The following is a 23,203-nucleotide window of genomic DNA, read 5'->3' on the forward strand; positions in this document are numbered from 1 at the left end:
AGTGATAATATAACGGACGTGAGCACATCCGAAGAGATCACCCAGCTGCTGGAGTCAGTGCAGCCCGCCAGCGACGCCGTCTTTGATGCCCTCGACGTCGCAGCGCCAGCCCTCGACACGGCTTTCGGCGTCGATGGTCCCCTCGCTTCGATCGAGAACTACAGCAGCACACGCACGCATGTCGCCCGAGCGCTCGTGCACCGTGAGCTCGAGACACTCGACGACGGCTCGATGGGCGGCTGGCAGCTGGTGAAGAACTCCGGCCCGAACTGTCCTGTGCGGCTCGCTAATGGCGCGCACACGATAAGGGTGCTCCATACCTGGGCTCCCGAGGTCGTGCCGCCGAGCGGTCGCAACCCTGCTCGTGTGAGCTACTACAGCAACTCTCTCCTCCAGGCAGATCCGGACGTGCTGATCGCCGCTCACAACTTTCTGCTCCTATGGGAGCGACAGGGGGAAGAGTTCAAGCTTCGGCTCGTGCACACCCTTGGTTCCGTTCGCCTCAACCGCAACGCGCCGCTCGATCTCAACGTCTACCTCGAGCGCGGAGTGTCCTTCGCGGACATGAAGTTTGAGCAGCGAGACGAAGAACTCGAGTACTTCGGCCAGGAGGCAGAAGAGGAGGGCGAGGTCGAAAATGGCTGACAGCACGCGCATCCGTGATGGTCGAGTGCTCATGAACGTCACCCAGGCCAATCTCGCGGCCGCCTCCAACCTGCAGCAGCCCCTGATCTCCATGCTCGAGCGTGGGGATCGCTCCGCTTCTCCCGAACAGATCGGTGCCATCGCGGCCGCGCTCGGCCTCCCCTCCACGTTTTTCGATTTTCGCCCTCAGGCAGGCCCGGGGGCAGCGCCGGAGTTCCGACGCATGAAGACCGCGAAGAGCAGGGACACAGAGCAGGCTCGGCAACTGTTCAAGGAAGCATTCCGTATCTCCGAGCAGCTGCTCGATGGGTCCCGCTACCCTCGGCCGTCACTCCCCGTCGTCGACGACAGTGACACTGAGCTCGCCGTGGACCGAATCGAAGAGATCGCCCAAGAGGTGCGCGCCCTCTGGGCCTTGGACAGCACCTCTCCCATCAACCACCTCGTCCGCACGATGGAGCGTCGTGGCATCGTGGTTTGCCCCCTCGTCCTGCCCAGCGAAGATGAGCCACTGTACGGAGAGGGGAAGTCGCAGCACTTCGGCGCATCATTCTGGCTGGGCGTGGGCGAGACGGCAGTTGTCTCGCTGTTCCCGGGCTCGTCCGGTGACCGTGACCGCTTCACTGCTGCGCACGAGGCTGGGCACATGGTGCTGCACACCTTCCGCCCGTGGGTTGATCCTGACGTGAAGGAACGCGAAGCAAACCTCTTCGCCGGTGCCCTACTCGCACCCGAGCGAGCGATCGCTAGCGCGTTCGAAGAAGCTATGACACTCAAGAACCTCGCGCAGCTCAAAGCCAAGTGGGGCATGTCAATGCAGGCGCTCGCCATGCGCGGACGCCAGCTCGGTCTAATCTCCTCGGATCGCGCACAGGCGCTGTTCCGACAGATCTCAGCCCGTGGGTGGCGGAAGAACGAACCGGTCCACGTCCCACATGAAGCCCCGAAGCTCATGCGCAAGCTGATCGAGATGAAGTACGGTCCAAGTCCCTTTGCGGACGGGAAGATCGTTGCCGACCTCGGACTCCCGCCGGCCATCCTGCGATCCCTCGCCCCTGACGCCCTCGGGGCCCCGGAGTCACCACGCGACAACGTGACTCATATCGACTTCCGGAGCGCCCGCGCTAAGGGCAGCAGCACAGAGCGTCTGCGCATGTGACCGACCGAATGCGCGTGTAGAGTGACAGCGGAGACGCCTACCCCGGCCCAGGTTTGAAATAAGAACCCGACTGAACGGCCGGGCCGGGGCGTCTCCGTTGTTCGCAGTCACAGGGAGCGCATATGAGGGATGCAGTGGGACCTTGGATCTGTGACGCTTGCGGGCAGGAGATCGCAGATCCCGGCGAGGGCCTTTTCACCTGGACCTACGGAGAACTCGTCTCGGGTTTCTCCATCGTCCACATGGGGAGATGCGATCGGGAGCTCGACCCGACCCACGACAAGCTCAGCGCCGGCCTCCGCGAAGTGCTCGGTCCCGATGGTCAAGCGATGCTTCTCGGCCTCCTCTCTAAGGGGCCGGTGTTCGCGCCGGAGCCGCGTCGTGTGCCGATAGATCTTGATGCATTCGTAGACGTTTTCCGACGACTGCAAAGCCCCGGCTATGAGGCTGCCCGCCCATACTTCGGTACCGTCGCAGCAGATGACGATCGTGATCAGGGAACCGGGTACCTGCCCTATACGCAGCGCCGGCTGGAGGCGATCGCAAGCGAAGGTCTGAGGCTCGCAGCGGACTAGCGGGTCTCTCGTCGGAGCAGCTGCCGACGTAGCGCGCATGAGCTCGCCGTTGCCGTGATCGGTGGGCCTGAACGGCGTGGAGCGACACGGCGCTTCCTCGCGAGGCCTGGTGACAACACTGTGACAACAAAGGCCGTAATTATCTCGTGTTCGGCGTGAGTCATGTAACCGAAAGTAGCCCTACAAAACGGGGCAAGGGGCGGACTCCACGGCGTCATGCGGGTGCGCGTAGGGTTCGACTCCCGCCGTCGCGTCCACTCGCGCTCGTCCGCCCCGCCTCCTCCCGCGCGGGCGATGGGCACTTGCGCGCAGGCGGCGGCCTGCCTACCGTTCGCTCATGACGAGAACACGAGGCGCGGAGACGGGGTCCGCGGCATGTCGCGACTGACGCAGACCTTGATCCCCCCGTCGCAGCGATTGTCGGCCGAGGCGCTGGATGATGCGCTGAACCTGGGCGCCGGGGACGCCCTCAGCAAACGGACCGGATTCCTCATCATGCTCTCGCTCTCCGGCGTGATCGCGATCGCCGGGGTGCTGACCGACTCGACGGCGACGGTGATCGGGGCGATGATCATCGCCCCCCTGGGCACGCCGATCCTCGGCATCGCCTGGGGGATCGTCACCGGCCATCTCCGGAGGGTCCTCTCCTCGATCCTGTGGGTCCTCAGTGGCGTCTTCATCGTCGTCGCGCTCGGGCTCGTGTTCGCCCTCTTCGTCGCGACTCCGGAGAGCCTGGCCACCAACTCGCAAGTGATCGGACGCACCTCGCCGAGCCTGATGGATCTGATGGCCGCGCTGGCGACCGGGTTCGCCGGCGGGTTCGCGATGTGCCGCAAAGACCTGAGCGCGGTGATGCCGGGAGTCGCGATCGCGATCTCCCTCGTACCGCCGCTCGGCGTGGTCGGCGTGTGCGCGGGGCAGGGGCAGTGGCCGGAGGCACTCGGTGCCCTCGTCCTCTTCCTCTCGAAGTGTTCGCGCTGGTGATCGCGGGCAGCATCGTGTTCACGGTGGCGGGCTACGCGCGCGACCCGGGATCCTCGCCCACCGCCGATCGACGCCGGGCCTATGCGATCGTGGCGACGCTCGCCCTGATCATCGCTCTCCCGCTGACGGCGAACTCGATCGCCTCGATCGCGGTCGCACGCTGGTCGGTCGCCATCCGGAACGTGACGGCCGACTGGCTCGGCGGCGAGAGCGACGGACGCATCCACGGTGCCGTGCAATGGAGCGGACTGACGGCGACCGTCTCACTCACCACCCCGGACGGCTCGACGCCGCCGCTCGACGAGCTGAGGGAGGAGATCGCGAAGACGGTGCCTTCGTACATCGGGGTCGTCGTCGATGTCGGCCAGGGGACCGAGCTGGTCGTGCAGTGAGCGTCCCCTTCCGGCGGGAACGACCGCGAGAGATCAGAAGGCCTGTTGGATGATCGCCGTCACGGCACCGACGTCGTCGTTCGCATCGAGGATGCCGTCCGGGTCATCGAAGAACCCCTGGGTGACGATGATCGTGAAGGCGAGGTCGCGTCCGGACGCTGTCTCCATGACCCCGCCGAGCGTCTTCGTGGCGAGCCGGAAGCGCTGGTTGAACGCGTCCCAGCTGAGGAGGGTGCCGGTCTTCGCGAACACCTTGCCGGCCGCGGGGCTGTCGGCCTCGACCATCGCGAGCGAGCCATCGACGCCGAGCACCGGCATCGTGGCCTTCCACCGCTCGGCATCGGGGCGCTGGGCCATCAGCGTCTGGATCTGCAGGGCGTTCGCGGGGGTCACGTAGTTCCCTTCGAGCCCCGACCCGTCGATGAGGGATGCGCCGGTGATGTCGAGCCCGGCGTCCTTCCAGATCTCGCCGGAGATCGGCATGCCCGCGTCGCACTCCGAGTCGCCGCGCTCCACGGCGAGTCGGCAGATGAGCGTCTGCGCACCGCGGTTGTAGCTGATCTTCATGACGTACGTGACCTCCTCTGCGAGGGGGAGCGACTCCAGCTCCGCGACCGTCGGCATGCTGTCGACCTCCGCGCGACCTGCGAGTTCCGTCCCAGGGTTCGTGACGAGAGGGTCGGCGGCCACCGCCACGTCGGCGCGCCCGAGCGCTTCGATGAACGCTGTACGTGCGAAAGTGGCGGGGTCATCGAACGCGTAGACCTTGAGTTGCGGTTCGCTGTCGGCGGCGATCGTGCCCGACAGGACGACCTCGCCGTCGTGCGAGGAATCCTCGATCCTGACGTCGGTCGTCCCCCCGGGCTCGACGGTCTCGACGCTCGACGAGACGACCCACGGCGAGACAGCGGGCGTCAGCGTCGTGCCGGCCGGCTCGCCGGGCTCCGTCGGCTGCACCATCACGTCGACCAGGTTCTGGTTGATGATGGTCGGGGTCACCGCTTGGCCGCCGAGCGTGCCCGAGAAGAGACGGTCGTCCACCACGACGTCACCGCCGACCGCATCGATGCCCGACGCCTTCACCTGCGCGGCGAGATCAGCCAGCCCGGCGAGCGGGTCCTGTGGAGTGAGGCTCGAGCCGGGGAGAAAGTTCGCGTCGTTGTGGTCGAGGTTCGTGAAGTCCACGCTTCCGTCGGCCTTCGTGCGTCCGCCCATCGTGAGATCGCCCATCCCCACGAGCACGAGATCGCCGTCGAGGACGCCATCTGTGACCTCACCGGTGCGCTTGACGGGGGTGATGATGGTGTGGTCGGGGCCCCATTCGAGCCAGGCGGCCCCGGCGCTGTACGTCTTGGCAAAGGACCCGGGCTCGACCATCCGGTCGGCGCCGAGATCGATGAGCACTTCTCCGCTCTCGAGATCGTGCACGGCGATCGACCAGGTGGCGTGCTCATACCGGTCCTGGTTCATCACGTCCAGCGCCGCCTCCGGAAGGCCGTCGACGGCCCAGGGGACTGCGGACTCTTCCGTGGTGCACGCGGTCGCGCCGGTGAGGACCAGCGCCGACACGGCCGCGACCGTGGTTCCGCGTCGGAGGAAGACCGCGTTCATTCTGTACTCCGTCCGGCGAGGAGGTCGGCGATCCGGCGGAACGTCTGGTCGGCCGGGTGCGCCTTCGGGATCACGTTGGACTCGTTCATGAACACCGCGATGCTCGCGCTCGTCTCCGGGTCGTGGAACACCGCCGCCGTGAAGCCCAGACCTTCCCCGTTGTGGCCCCACCACCCGTTCGTCTCGCCCACCCCCACGGCGTACCGGTCGTAGGGAGGTCCCTCGTCGAGGGGCGCCCCGTCTTGGCGCTCTGCCTGGGTGGAGGGCTCGACGAGGAGGCCGGAGCCGAGCGCTTGGGCCCAGACGAGGGCATCGTCGAGCGTGGACACCATCGACCCGGCCGGTCCGTAGATCGACAGGTTGTCGTTCTGCACGACCTGCTCGCCCTCCAGCATCGCGTAGCCCAGCGGGTGTTCGGTCCAGTTCGCGGCGTCCAGGATGTAGTGCGTACCGCTCTGCCCGAGCGGCTGGAGGATCCGTTCGTCCAGTGCCTCTCCGAACGACTGTCCCGTGACCTGCTCGACGATGGCACCGAGGAGGTTGGTGTTCGCGTTCGTGTAGATCCGCTGTGTGCCCGGCGCGAACCGGGGAGGCTGGTCGACCACGAATCCGTTGAGCTGGTCGAGGGTGAAGAGCGTCGACTCGTCGGCACTGTAGGCCGCGCCGAAGCCCTCGGTCGACGTGTAGTCCGCGTTGCCGCTGGACATGTCGGCGAGTTGGCGGAGCGTGATGCGGTCACCGTTCGTGATGCCGTCGACGTATCGGTCGATCGTGTCGTCGAGACTGACCTCGCCCGCGTCCACGAGCTGGAGGATGAGGGTCACGGTGTACGACTTGGTGACGCTGCGCAGGGGCCAGGTCATGTCGAGTGACACCGGGACATCGCCCTCGATGTCGGCGAGACCGGAGGCCGAGATCCAGGAGCCCTCGCCCGGAATCCACACTCCGACGGCGGCACCAGGGACCGCGTACTCGACCATCGCCTGCTCGACGATCCGCTGCAGCTCCGTCTGAAGGTCGGCGGGCAGTTCTCCCTCGGGCGCCGCCGGACGGAGCGCGCTGGAGTTCTTCTCCGAATCGCTGCCTGTGCTCGGCGTCGGCGTCGGCGTCCCACTGCACCCCGACAGCAGGACGGCGAAGATTCCGACCGCGGCGAGCCCGGTGGCGACCCGTGCGCGAGCACCTCGCGCGTGGGCGCGTGGGTGTCGCGCGCGCGTGCGCGCAGACGTGAGCGGCAGTCGACGGCGGCGCATCATGGGTTCTCCCAGCCTGGGTCACGGAGGGCGGTGGCCCACTCCAGCCACACTCGCCCACTTCGCCGGAGACGGCAATGGACCTCGGTCGCTTCGGGACTGGCGACTCAGGTCTATGGCCATCGGGGATCGCGCCGTCGAGACTGAGCCCGGGCTCCCTGGCGCTGCGTCTCAGGGCACGGGCGGGTTGTCCGCTTGGAGGTGGCGGATGACCGCGAGGACACGACGATGATCGTCCGCGTCGACCGGCAGACCGAGAGCGTCGTAGATCCTCGAGGTGTGCTGCACGACGGCTTTCTCGCTCAACACGAGCTGCACGGCGATCGCCGCGTTGCTTCGCCCTTGTGCCATCAACTCGAGCACCTCGACTTGGCGCGGGGTGAGCTGCGCCACAGCCGATGTGCCGCGACTCGCCCGCGCCACGAGTACCGAGACCACCTCGGGGTCGAGGGCGGTGCCACCGGCGGCGACGCGACGGAGGTCCGCCGTGAACGTGCGAACGTCGGCGATCCGCTGCTTGAGGAGATACCCGAAACCGCCCGCACCGCCCTCGAGCAACTCGATGGCGTAGCGCCGCTGCACGTGCTGCGAGACCACGACGACGCCGATGCCCGGGTGCGCCTGACGGATCCTCAGAGCGGAGAGCAGCCCCTCGTCGGTGTGGGTCGGTGGCATCCGGATGTCGGTGATCACGAGGTCGGGTCGGTGCCGCTCGACCTCTCGCTCGAGGGCCACCGCATCACCGGTCGACGCCAGCACCTCGAAGCCGTCGTTCGCGAGGATGTGGGCGATGCCCTCGCGCAGCAGCACTTCGTCCTCACCGATCACGACGCGCATGGCAGCTCCACCCGGACGTTGGTCCCACGCTCCGGCTCCGAGCGGATCGAGATGGTGCCGCTGAGCGCGTCCACCCGGTCGGCGAGCCCGCGCAACCCCACGCCTCCGCCGATCTGTGCACCGCCCACCCCGTCGTCCTCCACCTCGAGCGTCATCCGTCCCTCGCTCTGGCCCACGGTCACGTGCACCCGGGACGCTTCGGCGTGCTTGACGGTGTTCGACAACGCCTCGGCCACGATGAAGTAGGCCGTGTGGGCGGTCGACGTCGAGATCATCGTCTCGTCGATGTCCGCGACGAGCACCGCAGGCACGGCGAGGCGATCCACGAGATCCTCGGTCGCGGCGACCAGTCCTCGCTCGAGCAGGGCGGCCGGCAGCACGTCGTGGACGAGGCGACGTAGGTCGGCGGCGGCGAGGTCGATGCCCTCACGCAGCTTCTCGATGTCACCGGTCACAGCGGATCCGCCGGCCGCGTTCGCGATGGTCTGGGCCTCGATGGCGAGGAGGACGAGCTGCACCTGCAAGCCATCGTGCAGGTCGCGCGCGATGCGCGAGCGCTCCCGATCGGCGGCTTCGACCAGGCGCACCCGCGACCGGCTGAGGGCTTCGTTGCTGACGAGGAGCTGCGTGGTCAGGCGCTCGCGATCGAGGGCGATGGCGAGGACTTCGGCGGCGCGACGCACCGGACCGGGCTCGGCGATCACCCGGGCGTCGTAGTCGACCGCCCCGACCACGTCGTCATCCACTCTCACCTGAAGCCAGGCGCGGTCGCGGTCCGAGAGGCGCACGTCACGGAGCACCGTCTCACCGCGTTCGTCGACGTACTGTCCTTTCGCGGAATCCCAATAGGAGACCCGCAGCGTGTCATCTCCGACCGTCGTCGCCAGTGCCCGCGCGACGGCCGGCCGGCTCGCCCCTCGGATCGCGAGCCATTCGCTCAGTGCCTCGAGAGGAGCCGTGCGTGCGAAACCGCCGCGGAGGACCCCGAAGAGGAACGCGATCGGCAGCCCGGCGAGCAGCACGCACTGCAGGGAGATGACGATGTCGAAGTCGATTCCCATCGGCAGCAGGACGTTCGGGAGGAGCGGCAGGCAGACCACCGCGAGGAGTCCGTACGCGTAGAGAGGAAGCAGTAGCCGCCGATGCGTCGAATCCGCTGACCGCAAGCGCTGCACGAGCACGATCGCGGTCATGCCCATGGCAGTGACGCCCAGCAGGCTCTGCGCGAAGGACAGCAGTTCGAACGCCGCGGTGCCGGTCGTGAGCGCGCGCGCCGTGTCGAAGACGAGGCAGGTCGCGTAGCCGAGCACGACCGCGGTCACCGAGACGCGGCCACGGACGCGCCCGGAAGGGAACGCGAGCAGCAGATGGATCGCCACGCCGAGCGGCGTCGTCGCGAAGATCGCGTTGAGCCAGTTCATCGCGGGAGGGCCGAGAACCCCGCAGCTCATGAGGAAGATCGAAAGGGAGCCGATCAGGAGCAGGCCGCCGATGCCGTTGGTCGGCCGCCGCCACCACGCGCAGATCCCCGTGCCCGCCCAGATCCAGGCGAGTGCGACGAATGCCGACACGGCGAACGGCTCACCGCTCTGCTCGGAGCCGACGGCGATCACGATGATCCCGAGCACGGCCGCGAAGACGGCGATGACCATCAGGGCGAGTTCGAGCGACCCGGTGGGGCCGCCCTGCAGGCGTCGCTGTGCGGGGCGGGTGAGAGGCGAGACGGGGGTTGACACGAAGAGTCTCTCGTCTGGGAGGAGCGGGGCGGTGTGCTTCCACACTGGCGGACGGGCTGACGCAGAGCAACCGGACGGCGGCCAGCCCCTCCGGCGTTCCCGTCGCGCTTTCGCGCGCAAGACGGCCTGACAGCCGTCGAAAGTGCGACGGGAACGCCTGTGCTCACTTCCTGGTCATCGTCGAGGGGTAGCCGCCGCCACCGGGGTACACCCACTCGCCGGCCATGACCCGGTCGTCCTCCGAGAACGTGCCGCGGAAGTACGCCGGGCTGCCCTTGACCCCGCCCCAGATCGTGAGCGTGTCGCCCTCGAGCTCGTAGACGTAGTCGAGGGTGTTGCCGAGCGAGTCGTAGAAGCGGGAGACCACCTCCTCGCCGACGGGTTCCCCGAACGGGTGCAGGTTGCCGATCACCTCGAATCCGGTGATCTTCTGCCCGAACTGCTCGAGGTCGACGTGCTGGAGGAGGAAGTACCCGCCGGGCATCCACTCGTAGCGCACTGTGCCGGGGGCGCCGCCGTCGACGACCCACTCGCCGACGAGCCGGTCGAGGGCCCGCAGGCGGGGATCGGGTTGGGGCTGCTCGCCCCAGTTCCCCTCGTCGCCGAACTGTGTGGCGTCGGTCTGCGTCTGGTCCGTCATGATGCTCTCCTGTTCGAATTCGGCCCGGCGGATGCCGCGCTCACAGGACACGACGGAGCCGTCGCCGGAATCTCGACACGACACGGCAGGGGAGAGGAGTTTCTCGGCGGTGATGTCGAGAACCGCGGGTCGGCACCGTGGTGTCTTCAGATGCACCACCCCGGGGCATCGGAGAGGAAACCGCCATGACCATTCATTCCGCGCTCGCTGCGGAGCACATCCGTCCGCAGCGACGATCGTCGACGCGACGGCTCCTTCTGTTCGCCGCTCTCGCCGGTCCTGTGTTCTACCTGTCGTCCACCATCCAGGCGACCGCCAGGGAGGGCTTCGACATCCGTATCCACCCCCTGAGCCAACTGGCGACGGGCTCACTCGGCTGGGTGCAGATGCTCACCTTCGCCGTCGCCGGCCTCGGCGGGATCGCGTTCGCCATCGCCTACCGGCGGGTGCGCCCTGAGGGCATCGGACTTCGCCTGGTACCGATCTTCGTCGGCGTGTTCGGCACCGCGTTCCTCCTCGCCGGGCTCTTCCCGATGGATCCGCAGAACGGCTTCCCCGTCGGCGCTCCGGAGGGGGTCGTCACGATGTCGTGGCATTCGATCGTGCACACCTCCGCCGCAGCGCTGTCGTTTCTCGCGCTCGCCGGTGCGGCCATCACGCTCCTGATCCGCGAGATCCGCGCACGTCGGGTGGCAGCGGCGATCGGTCACGGGGCTGTCGCTCTCGTGCTCCTCATGCCGATGTCGCCCACCGAGTCCAGCATCCAGATCGCGATCACCGGCGCCGTGGCCTTCGGATGGGTGAGCGTGATGGCGCTTCGCTTGCGGCGATCGGCATGACCCGTACGGTGGGAGAGACGCATCGGACATCATCGGATGACTTGAGACCCCGGAGGAGAACAGTGAAGTTCCTGCTGCTCAGCTACACGCCTGCCGCCGCCTGGGACGCCGAGACGGCGGATACCCCGAGCCAGGAGGCGCTGGACGCCTTCGCCGCGTATCAACGCTTCGAGGAGTCGTTGCGCGCCTCGGGCGAGTTCGTCCTCAGCGAGGGGCTGGGGCATCCCGCCGTGACGACCACCGTGCGTCCGACAGCCTCCGGTGCCGTCGCAACGGACGGTCCGTTCGCCGAGCTCAAGGAGGTGCTGGCGAGTTTCGCCATCATCGAGTGCGCGGGCATCGAGCGGGCGCGCGAGATCGTCGCCGAGATGGTGTCGGTGCTCGGGGAGCCGATGGAGATCCGGCCGATCATGGGTGACGACTTCGCGTGACCTCGCCGACCGGCCGCCGGCGCATCGAGGAGATCCTTCGGCGGGAGGCGCCGCAGGTCCTCGGTGCCCTGGTCCGTCGATTCGGACGTTTCGATCTGGCGGAAGACGCGACGCAGGAGGCGTTGCTGGCGGCGCACGCGGCGTGGCAGGCCGACGCCATCCCCGCGGAGCCGCGGGGATGGCTGATCCGTGTCGGATACCGCAAGCTGATCGATCTGCTGCGTGCGGAGGACGCGGATCGGCGTCGGGAGTACGAGTGGCTGGCGTCGGACCCGCGCCGCAGCGACGTCGCAGGACAGGCTCTCGCGCCCGTGGCACGCGACGACAGCCTGGAACTGCTCGTGCTGTGCTGCCATCCCGCGCTGAGCGAGCCCTCGCGGATCGCGCTCACCCTGCGTGCGGTCGGGGGGCTGACGACCGCGGAGATCGCTCACGCCTATGGAGTGCCGGAAGCGACCATGGCCACGCGGATCAGCCGGGCGAAACAGACACTGCGCAGAGCAGGTGCGCGATTCGAGTTGGCCGGTGTCGACGACCTCGATGCCCGCCTCACCGCGGTCGAGCGCGTCATCTACCTCATCTTCAACGAGGGCTACACGGCGACGGCGGGGCCCGCGCTCGTCCGCATCGACTTGACGACCGAGGCCATCCGTCTGGCGCGCATGCTCGTGGCGGCGCGTGATGACCATCCCGAGGCACAGGGGCTCCTCGCCTTCATGCTGCTGACCGAGGCGCGACGCGAGGCCAGGCAGATCGACGACGTCCTGGTCGTGCTCGACGAGCAGGATCGGGCGGCGTGGGATCGCACGCTCATCGACGAGGGATCGCGACTGATCGAGGCCGTGTGGGCTCGCGGTCGGGTCGGTCCCTTCCAGCTCCAAGCGGCGATCAGCGCGGTCCATGTGAACGCCCTCACCGCAGCCGACACGGATTGGCCGCAGATCGCCGCGCTCTACCTCTGGCTCGAACGGCTCGAACCGACCGGCGTCGTCCGGCTCAGTCGTGTGGTCGCCGTGTCCCGCGCGTTCGGCGCTCGCCGCGGGCTGGCCCTGCTCGACGAGCTCGACCGGAAGCACGCGCTGTCGTCCGACCCGCTGACGGCCACCAGAGCACGGATCGTGCGGGCGCACCTGCTCGCCGACGTCGGTGAGCACGCCGCGGCGCGGGTCGGCTTCGCGGAGGCCGCCGCGCACTCCACGAACGAGGTCGAGAGGCGCTACCTCGAGGAGCGCGCCCGGGGGTGAACGGCCGTCGGCCGGTCGGTCGAGGTCAATCCCTCCCGCCGCCGCGGACGAGTTCGAGCCCCGCGCCGGCGAACTGACGCAGCGTCGCATCCGGCAGGAAGGCCCTGGTGAGGGCGCCGCCGATACGGGTGAGGTCGCTCTCGTCGCGGAAGAGCAGGTACATGGTCTCGTAGCGGGGGTGGAACTTCTGCTTGAACCGATGCAGTGAACCGAAGCCGTACACCGGTTCCAGAGCTTCGGCGAGGCGGTCGCTCAGCGCCGCGATCACCCCGGCATCCGGGGGATAGTCATGGGCGAGCGGGGCGCCGGACAGTGACATGATCTGTGCGCCCTCGTCGGAGAACTGCCGGGCGGAGGAGCCGATCAGGAACTCCATCACCGGGCCGAACCCGCCCTCGCGGCGGCGCATCAGGTCGAGGGTCCAGCCGCGTACCTCGCCTTCGTGGCCGTACACGGGCAGCCAGGAGAGGAAGCCGTCGACGTCGCCGTTCGGGGCGAGGGCGATGGCGAGCCGCACCTCGGGGTCCTCGGCCTCATCGAGCGTGCCGAGGGTGAAGCGCATCTCCGGCAGATCCTTGTCGCCGACCCATGCTTCCGAGATCGCCCGCAGCTGCTGCTGCACACCCCACGACTCCGCCTTGAGATGGGTCATCCGGAAGGTCATGTCCTCGCGCCCGGCTTTGTTGAGCGAGGTGCGCACGGAGTTCCATCGCTTCCCCGTGAACTCGAGTCCCGGCAGATCGACGATCGTGTCGTCCGCCACGACGATGCTCCGCCAGGTCGAGGGGACCGCGGCGCGGGTGGCCTCGTCCGCGCTGAAGAAGCACGGGACGAGACCGGCCAGTTCCGCCGTGCGGATGAACTCCTGCACGGCCTCGACCCGGGCATCCTCGGGTCCGATCGGGTCGGCGAGCGCGAGCGCGACGCCGTTGCGCCGTTGGTAGGCGACGACGCCGCCGGGCACGCGGGCGTAGTCGTTGCCGTCCCAGGTCGTCATCCAGGAGAGAGTCCCGCCGCCGTGCGTGCGCAGCTCGCGCTTCATGTCGTCTGGCGTGGGGGAGGGCTGGATTCCGAGCTTCGACTTCCGACGGGCGTGGAAGGCATGGCGTACCCAGATCAGGTACACCAGCATGATCACCCAGAGGAAGCCGTTCGCGAGGGCGAGCTCGGTCTCGCCGTCCCAGCGGACGTCGAGCTGGGCCTGGCTGAAGACGGTGATCAGCGTCAGTACGAGAGCGGCCGTGGCGACGTTGAAGATCCCGAGCAGCAGGGCGAGCACCCACGTCCAGCGCCGGCCCCGACGCAGGCCGTTCACGAGCACCAGGATCACCACCAGGTCGATGGCGAGGTCGATGAAGCCGCCCGAGGCGGGCTCGGTCGGACCGAACGGACCGTCGGTCGGAACGAGAGTGGTGATGATCTCGACCGCACCGAGCACGAGGATCGCTATCACGGCGACCAGCCTCTGTTCGCGGACGGTCGTGTGACGCACGCGCAGGGTACGGTCGACGACGAGGATCAGCAGCACCGCGAGCAGATGTTCGAGGTCGGCGAGCTTGCCCCAGAACAGCATCGCGATGAACACGAAGCCGAGCAGGATGAGCCACCCGCGCACCCGCCATGGCGGGCGGAACAGCCCGACCGCCGCGGCGATGCAGGCCATCGTGCCACCGGAGGCGCCGACGTCGAGCGCCTGCGCCTGCGTAGCGGCCCAGGCCCAGGGGAAGGCGGAGAGCACGAGGAGCACGAGGGCGGCGGCGTTGATCGCGAACAGCTGACCGATCGCGTAGTACGCGATGGCGACGCGCGTCCCGCGCCGGAACTCCAGGTAGGCCATGCCCCAGAACCCGGCGATCGTGAACACGTAGACCCAGGGTTGGTTCACGAAGAACGTGCCCGTCAGCGGCGTCCACCATCTGCCGTCGGCGAGATTCGGCAATCCGTAGGCGACGGTCGGGAACAGGTCGCTGTCCTCGAACGGCATCCACAGCCCGCGCCAGATCACCCCGACCGCGAGGATCAGCACCACCATGGTCAGCGTCGCAGGGATCCGCCGCGCGAACGCCGTCAGCGGGTGCCGCGAGGGGGAGCGCTCCTCAGTCATGCGATCAGCGTAGCGACGGCACCGGCGACGCGGGGGCGGCACTACTCGCCGCGCAGCACCCGCCGCAGCTCGGTGACTTCCTCGTCCGCCATGCCGCCGCTGCGGAGATAGCCCGCGGCGTCGCCGTGGTTCGTCTCGATCCAGTCCAGGGCCGTCTCGATGGCCGAGGCCGGTGATTCGGTCGCCAAGGTCTTGAGCCCGGGGGTGAGGGGGACGCCGAGCGAGGTGATGAGCCCGGTGAGCGCTTCCGCGAATCCGAGGGCGAGGTTCTTCTCGGTCTGCGTGTAGTCGTCGACGATGTCCGCGCGCGGCACACCGGCGAGGGACAACAGGAGCGCCGCGACGAGGCCGGTCCGATCCTTGCCCGCTGTGCAGTGGAACAGAACGCCGGGTCGAGGGGTGCGCGAGGCGGCGAGCACCGTGCGCGCCACGGTCGCGAACTGCGCGGTGCTGTCGGCCAGGATCGCGAGGTACAGCTCCTCCAGAGTCGGCACCTGCTTCAGGATCTGGGCGACCTGGGTCACCGACAGGCTCCTGCTGCCGGCCGAGGGGAGGAGATTCTTCACCATCTGATCCATGGCACCGCCCTGCACGGGCACGGGCAGCAGGCTCACGCTGCCGTCCGCGGGGAGGCGGTCCGCGGCACGGGAACGTTCGGCATCCGTGCGCAGATCGATCACGGTGCCGATACCGAGATCCGTCAGAGCCTGCAGTCCGTCGTCGGTCAGTGCGCCCAGAGCGTCGGCGCGGAAGAGGAGCCCGGACGCGATGGTCCCGCCTCCCGAGATCGGCAACCCGGAGAGCTCCCGAGCGTTGTGCGTCCCCTGCAGAAGCGAAGTCAGTTCCATCGTCGTCCGGGCCCTCTCCCTGAAGCTGGTTTCAGCGTATCGGGGTTCGTGTCCGGTCCGCCCTCCGCGGAGGTGCCGCGGAGGGCGCGAGGCTCAGCCCTTCACCGCCTTCTCGATCGCCTGCTCCAGGTCGTCCCAGGTCTGCAGCACGACCTTCTCGCCGTCGACGAAGAAGGTCGGGGTTCCGGTCACGCCGAGCTTCTCACCGTCGCTCTTGTCCGCCTGCACGCGCTCGGCTGTCGCGGGGTCTGCGATCGTCGCGTCGTAGGCGGCCATGTCGAGCCCGAGCTCCTCGGCGAAGGCGCGGAACACCTCGGGGGTCTCCTCGCCCTGCTCTCCCCACTGCGCCTGCGTCTCGAACAGTCGGTGGTACATGTCCTCGAAACGGTCCTGCTGCGCTGCGGCCTCGGCGGCGAGCGCGGCCTGCATGGAGTTGATGTGACCCGGGAGCGGGAAGTAGCGGACCACGTAGGTGATCTCCCCGTCGTACCTCTCCCGGAGCTCCTCGACGACGGGGTAGAACGCCCCGCAGGCCTCGCACTCGAAGTCGAGGAACTCGACCACGGTGACGGCTCCTTCGCCCCCGTCGTCCAGCACGTGCGAGTCGGTGCGGACAGTCTGCTGCTCCGCGCCCTCCGGCGGCGTGGGGGCTGCGCGCTGGGTGAGAGCGAACACGAGGGCGACGATCAGCAGGACGACGGCGACGGCGATGGCGATCAGGGTCGCTTTGACAGAGTTCTTCATGGGGTCTCCAGACACACGGGTACGACGGGATGGGGGTGCCGCGCGGAGGGCGGCCGTATGCACGCGTCGGGGTTCAGGTGCGGGAGACGGAGAGCTGTACGAGTGAGAGCGCAGGGACGACGGGATGCGGCCCGGCCCGCATCGGCGCGGTCGCGCGCGGAACGCACGAGACGAGCAGCCGGGTTCCGCGACCACGCAGACGCAGGAACAGCAGCACCAGTGCGACGGCGCAGAGCGCGACGACCAGGCAGATCCCCGCGTCGGAGGTGAGGACGTCGACGGCGGTCTCGCCGTCGGCTGTGGCGGCGCCGGAGTCCGCGCCGGTCGGGGCCGCGATGCCGGAGGCGAGGCAGAGCGTGGAATGCACCTCGGCGGAGCCGCGCGACGTCGACCACGCACCCACGACGAGCAGGAGCGCCAGGCCGACCGCGAGGACCACGCGCGCGATCATCGTCCGCTCGGCCCGTGCTCGCGGCATCCGATCCGGCGATGAGGGCAGCATTTCCCGCGCAGTCTAGCAACGACGCCTCTGCCCTCTCCGAGCCCCGGATGCCGTGGACATGCCTACACTGGAAGGGTGGCGAGACTACTGATCATCGGCGGCTTCCTCGCCGCCGTGTTCTGGGTGTTCAGCATCGTCGACTGCGCTGTGCAGCCGGCGACGCGTCACCGGGGTGTGCCCAAAGCCGCCTGGATCGCCATCGTGGTGCTCCTCCCCGTGATCGGGGGAATCCTCTGGTTCGTGATCGGACGTCGGCGGGCGAACGGTTCCGGCGCTCGCCCCGTCATCGCGCCGGACGATGACCCCGCCTTCCTGCGCAGCATCAGCAAGACCGAGCAGGATGCGCGCATCCGCCGGCTCGAAGAGGAGCTCGCACGTCTGGACGAGGAGACCGACGAGCCTCCCGCCTCGGACCCGCGCCCGTGACCTCGTCGCCGGCGATGGATGCGGCGGCGTCCCTGCTCGCAGACCTCATCGCCCACGGCGTCCGCGACGTCGTCGTCTCCCCCGGGTCGCGCTCGCAGTCCCTCGCGCTCGCCGCGGTGCGTCTGGCGGAGGAGGGCTACCTCCGCGTGCATGTGCGCATCGATGAAAGGGTCGCAGGTTTCACCGCGCTCGGCATCGCCAGGGAGGCGCGCGTCCCCGTCGCGGTGATCTGCACCTCGGGGACCGCCGTGGCGAACCTGCTGCCCGCGGTGATGGAGGCGTTCCACGCCGGTGTGCCCCTGCTGCTGCTCACCGCTGACCGCCCGCCCGAGTTGCGGGGCGTCGGCGCCAACCAGGCCACGCTCCAGCACGGCCTCTTCCACCCGTGGGTGCGCGATCAGGTCGACGCACCGGTTCCCGGGGACGGCGAGTGGGCGGGGCTCGCCGAGCGCGCCGTCGGTGCGGCGATGGGCGTGAGCGACGTCGAGGCGCTTCCCGGCGTCGCAGGACCCGTCCACGTGAACCTGCCGTCGCGAGAGCCGCTCTCCGGCGCTTTTCCCGGGGTCGTCGTCAGACCCGGCGACGCCCCCGTCCCGCCGACAGCCGACCCGTTGGAACTCGCACGGGGCCCGCGCACCGTCGTGCTCGCGGGTGCCGATGCCGGGCCGGACGCCGAGGAGGTCGCGCACGCCGGTGGATGGCCGCTGATCGCCGAGATCGTGAGCGGTGCCCGATTCGGTCGGCAGGTCGTGCACGGATATCGACGCCTCCTCGGGCGGGAGGAGCTCGGCGGACGTATCGAGCGCGTGGTCGTGCTGGGCCATCCGACCCTCAGCCGAGAAGCGACGGCGCTCCTCTCGCGCCCGGACGTCGATGTGGTCGCCGTCCGCCGTGGAGGGGAGGAGCTCAACCTCAACCACCGCACGCGCGCCGTCGGTGCCGTCACCGTCGCCCCCGGCGCCGCCGATCGCGCGTGGCTCGGCGCCTGGCTCCAGGCTTCCGCCGCCGAGACCGTGGATCTGAGTGAGAACGCCCCCGATCCCGAGGGCCTCGCCTCCACCGACTTCGCCGCCCGTCGGGAAGCCGTGAAGGCCGAACTCGATGCGGTCCGTCGTCCACTCGACCGTGAGCTGCTGGTCGACGCCGTCTGGCGGGCCACCTGGCCGCACGATCGGCTCGTCTTCGGCTCGTCTCGGCTGGTGCGCGTCGCCGACCAGGTGCTCGGAGGCAAGAAGGTGCCCGTCCACGCGAACCGCGGCCTCGCCGGGATCGACGGCACGATCGCGACCGCGACCGGTATCGCCCTCGCCAGTCAGGCCGCCGGCGCTCCCGGCGTGACCAGGGTGCTGCTGGGCGATCTCGCCTTCCTGCATGACGTCGGAGCCCTGCTGCTGCCGCCGGATGAGAAAGAACCGCGCCTCCAGGTCGTCGTCGGCAACGACGGCGGAGGCACGATCTTCGACGGCCTGGAGGTCGCTGCCTCCGCACCGCCGGCTGACCTGGATCGTGCCTTCTACACCCCCCACACCGTGCGTCTGGAAGACCTCGCGAGGGCGTACGGCTGGGAGTACCAGCGGGTCACGACCCGCACCGCGCTCGACCAGGCGCTGACCACGCCGCGAGGCGGACGACAGATCATCGAGGTGCCGCTGGCGCGGTGACTGGCAGGATGTGCGTATGAACGCGCACACCTGGACGCAGCGGCTCCGCGTCGATGGCGGATTCCGTCTCGCCGATCTCGACCCCGACACCAAGCCCGGCTACGTCGGAGGCAAGTCGGACGGTGCGCGGGACCTCGCGGCCGGGCTCGACGCGCTGAACGATCTGCAGGAGCGGTTGTTCGCCGAGAGCCGGGTGGGGGCGACCGGTGATGCAGTGCTGCTGGTGCTGCAGGCGATGGACTCGGCGGGCAAGGGCGGCATCGTGCGACACGTGGTCGGCGGCGTCGATCCGCAGGGGGTCGCGCTCGCCGCGTTCAAGGCTCCGACTCCCGAGGAGCTCGCCCACGACTTCCTGTGGCGCGTCGAGAAGCGCCTGCCCGAGCCCGGCTACATCGGGGTGTTCGACCGCTCCCACTACGAGGACGTCCTGATCGGACGGGTGCGCGGGCTCGCGGATGACGCGGAGATCGAGCGCCGCTACGACGCGATCAACGATTTCGAGGCGCGCGTGGCGGCCTCGGGCACCCGCATCGTGAAGGTGATGCTGCACATCTCGCCGGAAGAGCAGAAGGCGCGGCTGATGGAGCGGCTCGACCGTCCGGACAAGCACTGGAAGTACAACCCCGGTGACGTGGACGAGCGGCTCCTGTGGTCGCAGTACATGGAGGCGTACCAGACCGTCTTCGAGCGGACATCGACGGAGGCCGCGCCGTGGCACGTGATCCCGGCGAATGCCAAGTGGTATGCGCGCCTCGCGGTGCAGGAGCTGCTGCTCGCCGCGCTCGAGGACATCGATCCGCAGTGGCCGGTCGCCGACTTCGACGTCGAGGCCGAGAAGGAGCGCCTCGCCGCGAGCTGACGTCGGGCTAGGCGAGGGCGTCGACGAGGGGCCGGAACTTGACCCGGGTCTCGAGCAGCTCGCTCTCCGGGTCGGAACCGGCCACGATGCCCGCTCCGGCGTAGGCGGTCACTCCGATCGCGTCGGTCCCCGCGGTGAACTGCGCGCAGCGGAGGGCGATCGCCCATTCTCCGTTGCCTGCCGCATCCACCCAGCCCACCGGCCCGGCGTAGCGCCCGCGGTCGAAGGGCTCGAGGTCGCGGATCGCGGTGATCGCCGCCGGAGTGGGGGTGCCGGCGACCGCCGCGGTCGGGTGCAGGACGCGCACCAGGTCGAGGGCGGACTCGCCGTCGGCCAGCTCGCCCTCGACATCGGTCGCCAGGTGGAAGAGGTTCGGCAGTTTCAGCAGGAAGGGCTGTTCGCTCGCGGCCAGGGCCCTGGTGTGCGAGCGCAGTGAGGCGAGCACGCTCTGCACCGCATACTGATGCTCGTCCAGGTCTTTCGTGCTCGATGCGAGGTGCGCGGATGCCGCGGTGTCGGCGTCTGCATCCGCCCCGCGTCCGATCGTGCCGGCGAGCACCCGCGCGGTGACAGTGCCGTCGTGCACGGTGACCAGAGTCTCCGGGCTCGCTCCGATCAGTCCGTCGACCGCGAACGCCCAGGTGTCGGGGTAGCCGGTCGAGAGCGCACGCACGAGGCGACGCAGGTCGGACCCTGCCGGGATGCTGCCGGTGAGGTCGCGCGCGAGCACGACCTTGCTCAGCTCGCCGTCGGCGATGCGGGTCAGAGCGCGGCGCACCGAGTCCTGATAGCGCTGAGGCGTCTGCGCACCCGGTCCGACGGTGCCGGCCCAGTGCGGTCCGTACGGCTCCGTGGCGAGCGCATCGTCGTCGGCCGCTGCATCAGCGAGCCGGATGCGGGTCTCCCAGAACCGGTCGCCGCGTCGGCCGAGCACGTGCGTCGGCACCGCGAGCACGCTGTCGGCCGTCGACTCCTCGTCGAACGTGAAGGCGCCGAAGGCGACCAGCCCGGTGCCCGCAAGCCCGAGCGGATCGGTGATCTCGGCCTCGGCGGCCATTCCCCGCCAGGCAGCGGAGAGGGCTTCGACGCGCGATTCGCCGGGGCGGGCGGGAGGGCGGATCTCCACCAGGGTCTCGCCGACGGCGACGATTCCATCTCCGCGCCGCAGCCAGGCGAGCGGGCGGGCGGGATCCGTGTAAGCGAGCAGATCTTCGACCGGGTCGATCTCTCGGGTCTCCACGACCAGGTGGGTGGTGTGCACGGTTCCAGCCTAGGCCGCTCAGGGGGGGAGGGATCCGCGTCGTCGTAGGGTGAGCGGATGAGTGATGCACGCCCCGCACCCGGCACCGAGATGGTCTTCCAGTGGCGAAAGTGGGACGGCTCGCCCCACTGGCGTCACGAATGCGTCTACCTCGGGGCGGACGAGTGGGGGGATTGGATCGGCCAGCCCACGGGATGGCACAGCGCGCGCCCCGGAGCCGAGTTCCACGCGGGCGGCCCCAACGTGACTCTCGTCCCGGCCAGCGGCGATCATGCGGTGACCGTGAACCGTCGGCACCGTCGGGGGATGCGCATCTACATCGACCTGGGGTGGGACATCCGCTGGTCCGACGACCCCCTGCTGGCGACCGGCATCGACATGGACCTCGATGTCGTGCGAGTGACGGGCGCTCGCGGGACCTGGGTCGATGACCGTGACGAGTGGGCAGACCACAGCGCCCGATACGGCTATCCCGCCGATGTGATGACGCGTCTCGAAGCACTCGCCCTCGACCTCGAGGAGCGGGTGCGTGCGCAGACCGCTCCGTTCGACGATGCCACCGCAGATCCCTGGCTGGACCGCCTCGAAGCCCTGGGGCTCGCGCCTAGACTGAAACGGTGACCCCGAACGAAGCCAACCGCGCCGATCTCGGCAAGGACCCCGCCCGCGTCAGCGGCATGTTCGACCAGGTCGCCGCAGGGTACGACCGCACGAACACGGCCATGACCTTCGGCAACGACATCCTGTGGCGGGCGGCGACGACCCGCGCGGTCGCGCCGAAGCCGGGGGAGCGGATCCTCGACCTCGGAGCGGGTACCGCGTCTTCGTCGGCCTCTCTGGCCCGCAGCGGCGCCGAAGTGGTCGCCGCCGATTTCTCGCCGGGGATGCTCGCCGAAGGCCAGCGCCGTCACGGCGCGATGCGCAATCTGTCGTTCGTGCAGGCGGATGCCACGGCCCTGCCGTTCGGCGATGCCGAGTTCGATGCGGTCACGATGTCGTATGCGCTGCGCAACGTGCACGACCCGAAGAAGGCCCTCCGCGAGCTGTACCGGGTGACCAAGCCCGGCGGCAGGCTCGTGATCAACGAGTTCTCGACTCCTCCGGGCAAGCTGTTCCGCGGCGCCTACCGGCTCTACAACGATCAGGTCCTGCCGCGCGTCGCACGCGTCGCCGGCACCAACGGGGAGGCGTACGACTACCTCAACGAGTCGATCCGGGAGTGGCCGGACCAGAAGAAGCTGTCGACCTGGATCCGGGAGGCGGGGTGGGGCGACGTCGCGTACCGCAATCTCACGTTCGGCATCGTCGCCCTTCACAGAGCACGCAAGCCGGAGTGATACCCCCAGGCGAAACCGCGGCATCCGACGAAGGTAGGCTGGGAGCGTGACTTCGAGCCCCATCGCCCCGGGTTCGCGACTGGCGAGCCGTCTCGGCTTCAGCGATCGCGTCTTCATCGGCCCCGCCGCCCGACGTGTCGCGCGCGCCATCGAAGACGGGTTGGAGCTTGTCGAGACCGGACTCGCCGAGGACGTCCGCGTCGCCGACCCGCTGGCCGACGCGGCCAGCCGCTACCTGTACGAGGCCGGTGGCAAGCGCATCCGGCCGGTGCTCACGCTCCTCGCCGCGCAACTGGGCGACGGCAACACCCCCGAGGTCGTCGACGTCGCCAAGGCGCTCGAGATCACGCATCTCGGCTCGCTGTACCACGACGACGTCATGGACGGTGCGGATCGCCGCCGTGGCGTCCCGGCAGCGCACGCCGTGTGGGGCAACAACATCGCGATCCTCACGGGCGACATCCTGTTCTCCCGCGCCAGCCAGTTGATGTCACGACTCGGTGAACGGGCGATCCGCCTCCAGGCCGACACGTTCGAGCGGCTCGTGCTCGGTCAGATGCACGAGACTCTCGGCCCGCAGGAGAGCGACGACCCGATCGCGTTCTACATCCAGGTGCTCGCCGACAAGACTGGTTCGCTGATCGCCGCCGCCACCCAGGGAGGCGTGATCTTCTCCAACGCCCCGAGCGAGTTCGAGGAACCTCTGCGCGTGTACGGCGAGAAGATCGGCGTCGCCTTCCAGCTGCTCGATGACGTGATCGACCTCTCGGCCAAGCCGGAGGAGACGGGGAAGGTGCCCGGAACCGACCTGCGCGCCGGTGTCCCGACCATGCCCTACCTGCTGCTCAAGGCCGAAGCCGACGAGGCATCGGCCCACCTCGCCGCTCGCATCGACGACGGGGTGGCCCGCATCGCCGACGGAGCGGATCCGGCGATCCTCGACGGACCCTTGGACGAGCTGCGCGACCATTCGGTGACGCAGAAGACTTTGGAGCTCGCACACGCCTGGACGCAGGACGCCATCGATGCCCTCGATCCGTTGCCGCGCGGCACGGTGCGCGAGGCGCTGACCCGATTCGCAGAGACCCTCGCCGAACGATCCAGCTGATCTGCGC

Annotated in this window: 24 protein-coding genes; 14 read left to right on the forward strand and 10 right to left on the reverse strand. The window is 69.0% G+C overall.

Annotation, left to right across the window (positions count from 1 at the left end; translation table 11 throughout):
- The first annotated feature begins 18 nt into the window (after positions 1-18).
- The 5 genes from LC041_RS02325 to LC041_RS02345 all read left to right on the forward strand — a co-directional run bounded on the left by LC041_RS02325 (position 19) and on the right by LC041_RS02345 (position 3,755).
- On the forward strand, positions 19-645 hold the full coding sequence (locus LC041_RS02325; protein WP_226531364.1) for a hypothetical protein: 627 nt from the start codon (positions 19-21) through the stop codon (positions 643-645).
- Positions 638-1,804 carry a helix-turn-helix domain-containing protein gene (locus LC041_RS02330; protein ID WP_226531365.1) on the forward strand — a complete coding sequence of 389 codons (1,167 nt, stop codon included), beginning with the start codon at positions 638-640 and terminating at the stop codon, positions 1,802-1,804. Before LC041_RS02325 ends, LC041_RS02330 begins: the two co-directional genes overlap by 8 nt.
- 122 nt (positions 1,805-1,926) lie before the next feature.
- Positions 1,927-2,379 carry a hypothetical protein gene (locus tag LC041_RS02335; RefSeq protein ID WP_226531366.1) on the forward strand — a complete coding sequence of 151 codons (453 nt, stop codon included), beginning with the start codon at positions 1,927-1,929 and terminating at the stop codon, positions 2,377-2,379.
- Positions 2,380-2,754: 375 nt separating this feature from the next.
- Positions 2,755-3,363: a TIGR00341 family protein gene (locus tag LC041_RS02340; RefSeq protein ID WP_226531367.1), complete on the forward strand. Its 609-nt coding sequence runs from the start codon at positions 2,755-2,757 to the stop codon at positions 3,361-3,363.
- Positions 3,348-3,755 carry a hypothetical protein gene (locus LC041_RS02345; RefSeq protein WP_226531368.1) on the forward strand — a complete coding sequence of 136 codons (408 nt, stop codon included), beginning with the start codon at positions 3,348-3,350 and terminating at the stop codon, positions 3,753-3,755. Before LC041_RS02340 ends, LC041_RS02345 begins: the two co-directional genes overlap by 16 nt.
- Before the next feature lie 33 nt (positions 3,756-3,788).
- Here LC041_RS02345 and dacB read toward each other — a convergent pair whose 3' ends face one another.
- From dacB to LC041_RS02370, 5 genes are all read right to left on the reverse strand, one after another.
- A complete protein-coding gene (gene dacB / locus LC041_RS02350) occupies positions 3,789-5,366 on the reverse strand; it encodes a D-alanyl-D-alanine carboxypeptidase/D-alanyl-D-alanine endopeptidase (protein WP_226531369.1) in 1,578 nt (525 codons plus the stop codon).
- Positions 5,363-6,622, reverse strand: a complete 1,260-nt coding sequence (locus LC041_RS02355; RefSeq protein WP_226531370.1) for a serine hydrolase domain-containing protein — start codon at positions 6,620-6,622, stop codon at positions 5,363-5,365. The genes dacB and LC041_RS02355 overlap by 4 nt, the downstream gene beginning before the upstream one ends.
- 168 nt (positions 6,623-6,790) lie before the next feature.
- Positions 6,791-7,456, reverse strand: a complete 666-nt coding sequence (locus LC041_RS02360) for a response regulator transcription factor (protein WP_226531371.1) — start codon at positions 7,454-7,456, stop codon at positions 6,791-6,793.
- The gene (locus LC041_RS17285; protein ID WP_226531372.1) at positions 7,444-9,192 is read right to left on the reverse strand and encodes a sensor histidine kinase; all 1,749 of its coding nucleotides are present in this window, start codon (positions 9,190-9,192) and stop codon (positions 7,444-7,446) included. Before LC041_RS17285 ends, LC041_RS02360 begins: the two co-directional genes overlap by 13 nt.
- A 163-nt stretch (positions 9,193-9,355) precedes the next feature.
- Positions 9,356-9,832 (reverse strand): hypothetical protein, encoded by a 477-nt coding sequence (locus tag LC041_RS02370; protein WP_226531373.1) that lies wholly within the window; start codon positions 9,830-9,832, stop codon positions 9,356-9,358.
- A 185-nt stretch (positions 9,833-10,017) separates the two neighbouring features.
- On the opposite strand from LC041_RS02370, the gene LC041_RS02375 reads away from it, so the two are divergent.
- From LC041_RS02375 to LC041_RS02385, 3 genes are all read left to right on the forward strand, one after another.
- Positions 10,018-10,671: a DUF998 domain-containing protein gene (locus LC041_RS02375; RefSeq protein ID WP_226531374.1), complete on the forward strand. Its 654-nt coding sequence runs from the start codon at positions 10,018-10,020 to the stop codon at positions 10,669-10,671.
- A gap of 62 nt (positions 10,672-10,733) precedes the next feature.
- On the forward strand, positions 10,734-11,102 hold the full coding sequence (locus tag LC041_RS02380; RefSeq protein ID WP_226531375.1) for a YciI family protein: 369 nt from the start codon (positions 10,734-10,736) through the stop codon (positions 11,100-11,102).
- Positions 11,099-12,346, forward strand: a complete 1,248-nt coding sequence (locus tag LC041_RS02385) for an RNA polymerase sigma factor (RefSeq protein WP_226531376.1) — start codon at positions 11,099-11,101, stop codon at positions 12,344-12,346. The genes LC041_RS02380 and LC041_RS02385 overlap by 4 nt, the downstream gene beginning before the upstream one ends.
- A gap of 25 nt (positions 12,347-12,371) precedes the next feature.
- On the opposite strand, the gene LC041_RS02390 is transcribed toward LC041_RS02385, so the two are convergent.
- The 4 genes from LC041_RS02390 to LC041_RS02405 all read right to left on the reverse strand — a co-directional run bounded on the left by LC041_RS02390 (position 12,372) and on the right by LC041_RS02405 (position 16,544).
- The gene (locus LC041_RS02390) at positions 12,372-14,450 is read right to left on the reverse strand and encodes a bifunctional lysylphosphatidylglycerol flippase/synthetase MprF (protein WP_226531377.1); all 2,079 of its coding nucleotides are present in this window, start codon (positions 14,448-14,450) and stop codon (positions 12,372-12,374) included.
- Positions 14,451-14,491: 41 nt separating this feature from the next.
- Positions 14,492-15,298, reverse strand: a complete 807-nt coding sequence (locus tag LC041_RS02395) for a tyrosine-protein phosphatase (protein WP_226531378.1) — start codon at positions 15,296-15,298, stop codon at positions 14,492-14,494.
- A gap of 93 nt (positions 15,299-15,391) precedes the next feature.
- The gene (locus LC041_RS02400) at positions 15,392-16,042 is read right to left on the reverse strand and encodes a DsbA family protein (RefSeq protein ID WP_226531379.1); all 651 of its coding nucleotides are present in this window, start codon (positions 16,040-16,042) and stop codon (positions 15,392-15,394) included.
- Between the two features lie 73 nt (positions 16,043-16,115).
- Positions 16,116-16,544, reverse strand: coding sequence for a hypothetical protein (locus LC041_RS02405; RefSeq protein WP_226531380.1), 429 nt, complete (start codon positions 16,542-16,544; stop codon positions 16,116-16,118).
- A 75-nt stretch (positions 16,545-16,619) separates the two neighbouring features.
- On the opposite strand from LC041_RS02405, the gene LC041_RS02410 reads away from it, so the two are divergent.
- The 3 genes from LC041_RS02410 to LC041_RS02420 are packed head-to-tail and all read left to right on the forward strand — an operon-like array spanning position 16,620 to position 19,490.
- The gene (locus LC041_RS02410) at positions 16,620-16,970 is read left to right on the forward strand and encodes a PLD nuclease N-terminal domain-containing protein (protein WP_226531381.1); all 351 of its coding nucleotides are present in this window, start codon (positions 16,620-16,622) and stop codon (positions 16,968-16,970) included.
- 14 nt (positions 16,971-16,984) lie between these two features.
- Complete coding sequence (menD, locus tag LC041_RS02415) at positions 16,985-18,631, forward strand: 2-succinyl-5-enolpyruvyl-6-hydroxy-3-cyclohexene-1-carboxylic-acid synthase (RefSeq protein WP_226531792.1); 1,647 nt, start codon at positions 16,985-16,987, stop codon at positions 18,629-18,631.
- Between the two features lie 16 nt (positions 18,632-18,647).
- Entirely contained in the window at positions 18,648-19,490 is an 843-nt protein-coding gene (locus LC041_RS02420) for a polyphosphate kinase 2 family protein (protein ID WP_226531382.1), read from the forward strand.
- Positions 19,491-19,497: 7 nt separating this feature from the next.
- Here LC041_RS02420 and LC041_RS02425 read toward each other — a convergent pair whose 3' ends face one another.
- Entirely contained in the window at positions 19,498-20,751 is a 1,254-nt protein-coding gene (locus tag LC041_RS02425; protein ID WP_226531383.1) for an isochorismate synthase, read from the reverse strand.
- A 57-nt stretch (positions 20,752-20,808) separates the two neighbouring features.
- Between LC041_RS02425 and LC041_RS02430 the strand changes: the two genes are divergently transcribed.
- From LC041_RS02430 to LC041_RS02440, 3 genes are read left to right on the forward strand one after another with little or no spacing between them, the layout of a single operon-like run.
- Positions 20,809-21,372, forward strand: a complete 564-nt coding sequence (locus LC041_RS02430; RefSeq protein ID WP_226531384.1) for a DUF402 domain-containing protein — start codon at positions 20,809-20,811, stop codon at positions 21,370-21,372.
- Positions 21,369-22,088 carry a class I SAM-dependent methyltransferase gene (locus LC041_RS02435; protein WP_308012730.1) on the forward strand — a complete coding sequence of 240 codons (720 nt, stop codon included), beginning with the start codon at positions 21,369-21,371 and terminating at the stop codon, positions 22,086-22,088. The genes LC041_RS02430 and LC041_RS02435 overlap by 4 nt, the downstream gene beginning before the upstream one ends.
- A gap of 46 nt (positions 22,089-22,134) precedes the next feature.
- The gene (locus LC041_RS02440; RefSeq protein ID WP_226531385.1) at positions 22,135-23,196 is read left to right on the forward strand and encodes a polyprenyl synthetase family protein; all 1,062 of its coding nucleotides are present in this window, start codon (positions 22,135-22,137) and stop codon (positions 23,194-23,196) included.
- Positions 23,197-23,203: the final 7 nt, after the last annotated feature.

The organism is Microbacterium paraoxydans (assembly GCF_020524545.1).
GTDB classification, from domain to species: Bacteria; Actinomycetota; Actinomycetes; order Actinomycetales; family Microbacteriaceae; genus Microbacterium; species Microbacterium paraoxydans_C.

Bases quoted from the DNA above. Each gene is read 5' to 3' on its own strand.
- LC041_RS02375 (WP_226531374.1), top strand. From the start codon at position 10,018: ATGACCATTCATTCCGCGCTCGCTGCGGAGCACATCCGTCCGCAGCGA.
- LC041_RS02430 (WP_226531384.1), top strand. From the start codon at position 20,809: ATGAGTGATGCACGCCCCGCACCCGGCACCGAGATGGTCTTCCAGTGG.
- dacB (WP_226531369.1), bottom strand. From the start codon at position 5,366: ATGAACGCGGTCTTCCTCCGACGCGGAACCACGGTCGCGGCCGTGTCG.
- LC041_RS02405 (WP_226531380.1), bottom strand. From the start codon at position 16,544: ATGCTGCCCTCATCGCCGGATCGGATGCCGCGAGCACGGGCCGAGCGG.
- menD (WP_226531792.1), top strand. From the start codon at position 16,985: ATGGATGCGGCGGCGTCCCTGCTCGCAGACCTCATCGCCCACGGCGTC.
- LC041_RS02390 (WP_226531377.1), bottom strand. From the start codon at position 14,450: ATGACTGAGGAGCGCTCCCCCTCGCGGCACCCGCTGACGGCGTTCGCG.
- LC041_RS02335 (WP_226531366.1), top strand. From the start codon at position 1,927: ATGAGGGATGCAGTGGGACCTTGGATCTGTGACGCTTGCGGGCAGGAG.
- LC041_RS02355 (WP_226531370.1), bottom strand. From the start codon at position 6,622: ATGATGCGCCGCCGTCGACTGCCGCTCACGTCTGCGCGCACGCGCGCG.
- LC041_RS02330 (WP_226531365.1), top strand. From the start codon at position 638: ATGGCTGACAGCACGCGCATCCGTGATGGTCGAGTGCTCATGAACGTC.
- LC041_RS02420 (WP_226531382.1), top strand. From the start codon at position 18,648: ATGAACGCGCACACCTGGACGCAGCGGCTCCGCGTCGATGGCGGATTC.
- LC041_RS02340 (WP_226531367.1), top strand. From the start codon at position 2,755: ATGTCGCGACTGACGCAGACCTTGATCCCCCCGTCGCAGCGATTGTCG.
- LC041_RS02370 (WP_226531373.1), bottom strand. From the start codon at position 9,832: ATGACGGACCAGACGCAGACCGACGCCACACAGTTCGGCGACGAGGGG.
- LC041_RS02395 (WP_226531378.1), bottom strand. From the start codon at position 15,298: ATGGAACTGACTTCGCTTCTGCAGGGGACGCACAACGCTCGGGAGCTC.
- LC041_RS02360 (WP_226531371.1), bottom strand. From the start codon at position 7,456: ATGCGCGTCGTGATCGGTGAGGACGAAGTGCTGCTGCGCGAGGGCATC.
- LC041_RS02400 (WP_226531379.1), bottom strand. From the start codon at position 16,042: ATGAAGAACTCTGTCAAAGCGACCCTGATCGCCATCGCCGTCGCCGTC.